The sequence below is a fragment of the Oribacterium sinus genome, from assembly GCF_963553175.1.
In the GTDB taxonomy this organism is placed as follows: Bacteria; Bacillota; Clostridia; order Lachnospirales; family Lachnospiraceae; genus Oribacterium; species Oribacterium sinus_B.
Genome location: NZ_CAUVME010000082.1, coordinates 1 through 3,239, shown reverse-complemented (window position 1 = coordinate 3,239; position 3,239 = coordinate 1). Strand labels below are relative to the sequence as shown.

Annotated in this window: 4 protein-coding genes and 1 pseudogene; 4 read left to right on the top strand and 1 reads right to left on the bottom strand. The window is 40.3% G+C overall.

The window, feature by feature from the left end:
• A pseudogene (locus RYO92_RS11210) lies at positions 1-170 on the bottom strand (16S rRNA (cytidine(1402)-2'-O)-methyltransferase); the annotation flags it as partial.
• Positions 171-442: 272 nt separating this feature from the next.
• Between RYO92_RS11210 and RYO92_RS11090 the strand changes: the two are divergent.
• The 4 genes from RYO92_RS11090 to RYO92_RS11075 all read left to right on the top strand — a co-directional run.
• A complete protein-coding gene (locus RYO92_RS11090) occupies positions 443-1,327 on the top strand; it encodes an Rpn family recombination-promoting nuclease/putative transposase (RefSeq protein WP_315370417.1) in 885 nt (294 codons plus the stop codon).
• 131 nt (positions 1,328-1,458) lie between these two features.
• Positions 1,459-2,373, top strand: a complete 915-nt coding sequence (locus RYO92_RS11085; protein WP_315370416.1) for a helix-turn-helix transcriptional regulator — start codon at positions 1,459-1,461, stop codon at positions 2,371-2,373.
• Positions 2,370-2,639, top strand: coding sequence for a type II toxin-antitoxin system HicB family antitoxin (locus RYO92_RS11080; protein ID WP_007156792.1), 270 nt, complete (start codon positions 2,370-2,372; stop codon positions 2,637-2,639). The genes RYO92_RS11085 and RYO92_RS11080 overlap by 4 nt, the downstream gene beginning before the upstream one ends.
• Positions 2,640-2,778: 139 nt before the next feature.
• The coding region (locus RYO92_RS11075; RefSeq protein ID WP_315370415.1) for an amidohydrolase family protein at positions 2,779-3,239 on the top strand (461 nt) is incomplete at its 3' end.

Genomic DNA, 3,239 nt, shown 5'->3' with positions numbered 1-3,239 from the left:
TAGGCGGTCATGGGAGTTTTAATCTCAAAATGATTTAAAAGCTTGATGGAGTTTCTGGTATCCTCAGCGGCGATAAGGTCCGCTTCTTTCAGGGTGCGAAGCACCCGAAAGCTGATGTCCTCCAAATTGCCGATGGGGGTGGCACATAAACTGATTTTTCCGATGGGCATAATGGTCTCCTTGAATATATAAAAATTAAGGATTTATTGAATAAATCGAGCTTGGATTGCAGCTCTCATATCCGTTAATGGATAATATCCGAATGTGGATAATAGGTATTTTATCATACTTGTTTTATAATAGGGAAAGAAGCTTTTCTCATCATTTTAACTATCTTATTTTTATTCTGATAATCTTAATTAAACGATTTATTTATCTAAAATCATTAACTTTATATTCTTTTCATCTTCTGAAAATCTATCACAGAAAGGAGCTTCCCTTTATGACTCAATCAGCTAAAAACTCAAACTTTCATCATACAGACAAGAAAGATATGGAGGACTTGGAAAAACGCAAAACCATAGAATCTTTCACTTTAATGGATGATATTTTCATGAGACTTGTATTTGAGGAAAAGTCTTGCACGGAATATGTTTTACAAGTTCTAATGAATAAAAAGAGTTTAAAAGTGAAAAAGCAGTATGTACAAAAAGACCTTCCTAATTTGTACGGTCATTCTTTGCTCCTGGATTGCTTTTGTGAAGATGATCAGGGGAATTTGTATAATATAGAAATTCAAAATACATCCAAAGATGCCGGGCCGAAAAGAGCCAGATATCATGCCGCGCTATTGGATATTCATTATCTGGGAAAAGGGGAGGACTTTACGCATTTGCCTGAAAGCTATATTATATTCATTACAGATAAGGATATTTTCAAAGCAAAGAAACAGCTTTATCATATCGAGAGGAAGATAGAGGAAATAGGAGCTGATTTTCAGGATGGTTCCCATATCCTATATTTTAATACAGATTGCAAACAGGATAATACCTTAGGGAATCTTGCCAAAGACTTTCATCGAGAGAATCCTGAGGAAATGCAATCTAAAATTTTATCGAAAAGAGTAGCTTTGCTGAAATCAAGGCGCTTGGATAAGAAAGGAGAGCAAAAAATGAATTTAGTGTTAGAGCAATACAGACAAAAAGCATTTCGGGAAGGTATTGAAGAAGGCATGGAAAAAGGCATGGAAAAAGGCGTTGAGAGTGGAAAACAAAGGATGGCTCTTCTTATGGGAATCCTGGCCGAGAAGGGTAGGTTGGAGGACATCAAAAAAGCTGCAGGTGATAAGTTATATTTAGAAAATTTGCTTTCCGAGTTTGGCTTATAGAATTCGTTTTTTAACTATGGAGAACTCTGCTTTTCTATGGCGGAAAGTTTTCCCCTATGGTAGAATGTAACTGCTTATTTTTTTATTCTACCGGCTTGCAAACTGCGATATTCCAAAAGAGGAGAGGTGCTATGCAAAGAACAAAAAAACACAGCTCCATTCCTGGGGAGTATCCGCTGCCAAGGCTCTATACCAGTGTCAGCACTAAAGAAGAAAGCCTTAAAGTTGAGGCGGACTGGCATGACTATTATGAGCTGATTTATTTTCAAGAAGGGAGCTTTCAGCTCTATCTCAATTTGAAAGAAATCCATATCGAAGAGGAATGCCTGTTTTTGATTCCCAAGGGCTGTATCCATCGCCTGTATGCTATTTCGGAGAAGGCCGTGGAACATTCCTTGTGTTTCCGATTAGAGGACTTCTGCTTTGCGGAGGAGGATATTCTGGAGCAGGGCTTCTTCAGGGCGTTAAGAGAAGAAGAGTATTTTTTTCCTAAAGAAATCAGTTTATCTCACTTGGGATTTTTAGAGATGGTACAGGGCTTTTCGGAAATCTACAAGTTGTTTCATCAGCATGGGAAGAAGGAGGCATCTGTTTCCGGCAGCTATTCCTATCGTCTGGAAAGACTGGCGGATCATATGATGGTTAAGGGGAGATTGTTACAACTCTTTGCCATCATGGAAGGCATGGGGATGATTTCGGAAAGACGTCTGGTGGAGGAGGAAAAGCAGGTGCTGTTTATCAAAAACAGCATCGAATATATTCGTGAGCATTATGCGGAGAAGATTTATATTCGGGATTTGGCAAACCTTTGTCAGTTAAATGAGCAGTATTTTACTCGTTTTTTTGGAAACAATGTGGGAATTTCCCCACTGGAATATATTAATCGTTACAGAGTAGAAAAGGCGGTGGAGATTCTCTCCGGTGGAGAGGATAAGGTTTTGGATGTGGCTAAAGCCACCGGTTTCCATAATCAAGGGAATTTTATCAAGATATTTAAGAGCATTATGGGAGAGACGCCCCACCAGTATAGAAAGAGGTTAGAATGACATATTATTATCCTGCGGTAATTCGAAAAAAAGAAGATGGCTACAGAGTGGATGTAATCGACTTGGAGGATTGTTACGGAGAGGGAAAAACAAAGGAAGAGGCTTTGGAGGACGCTCGTTATGCCGGTGTGAACTGGTTGCTAGTGGAGTCTGAGGAGTCTATGGATTTTCCGAGACAGACCCATTTGGATGACATTGTTTTGGGAGAAGGAGAAGAGAAGACCATGCTGGCGTTCCTTATGCCTAAGGAGGGCTGGGACGAGTAGAAGTCTGTTTAACTTGTTGAAGATAAGAAGCGGTTAGCCCTTTAAGAGGAAGACCGGGAACTCGGAATCTCCCCTTGCAAGACCTTCGGAATTTTGCTATACTCTGTCGGACGTAGAGATAGGAATAAAGGAGGATAGGGTGAATAAAATCGTTCTTCGCAATGGCTTTGTTTACAAAAAGGAAGGAATCGTAAAGGCTGATCTTTTGATTTCTGAGGGAAAACTATTTCTTCAATTCTCTAAAATGGACGAAGAAGGTGCCATCGTTTATAACATGGATGGGAAATTAATAGTTCCGGGCTTCGTGGATGTACATGTACATCTGCGGGAGCCCGGTTTTTCTTATAAAGAGACCATAAAGAGCGGAACTAGGGCGGCTGCCCATGGAGGCTATACGGCGGTTTGCGCTATGCCGAATCTAAATCCCCCTCCTTCGACCATAGAGAATTTGACTTTGGAAATGGATAAAATTCACGAGGATGCCTGCATTGCCGTGTATCCTTATGGAAGTTTAACGAAAAATCAGAGTGGAAGAGGGGAGTTATCCGATATTGCGGAGTTGGCTCCCTATGTCATCGGTTTTACCGATGACGGAAAGGG

Excerpts from the sequence above, each read along its gene's own strand:
- RYO92_RS11090 (WP_315370417.1), top strand. The coding sequence starts at position 443 with ATGACTCAATCAGCTAAAAACTCAAACTTTCATCATACAGACAAGAAA.
- RYO92_RS11085 (WP_315370416.1), top strand. The coding sequence starts at position 1,459 with ATGCAAAGAACAAAAAAACACAGCTCCATTCCTGGGGAGTATCCGCTG.
- RYO92_RS11080 (WP_007156792.1), top strand. The coding sequence starts at position 2,370 with ATGACATATTATTATCCTGCGGTAATTCGAAAAAAAGAAGATGGCTAC.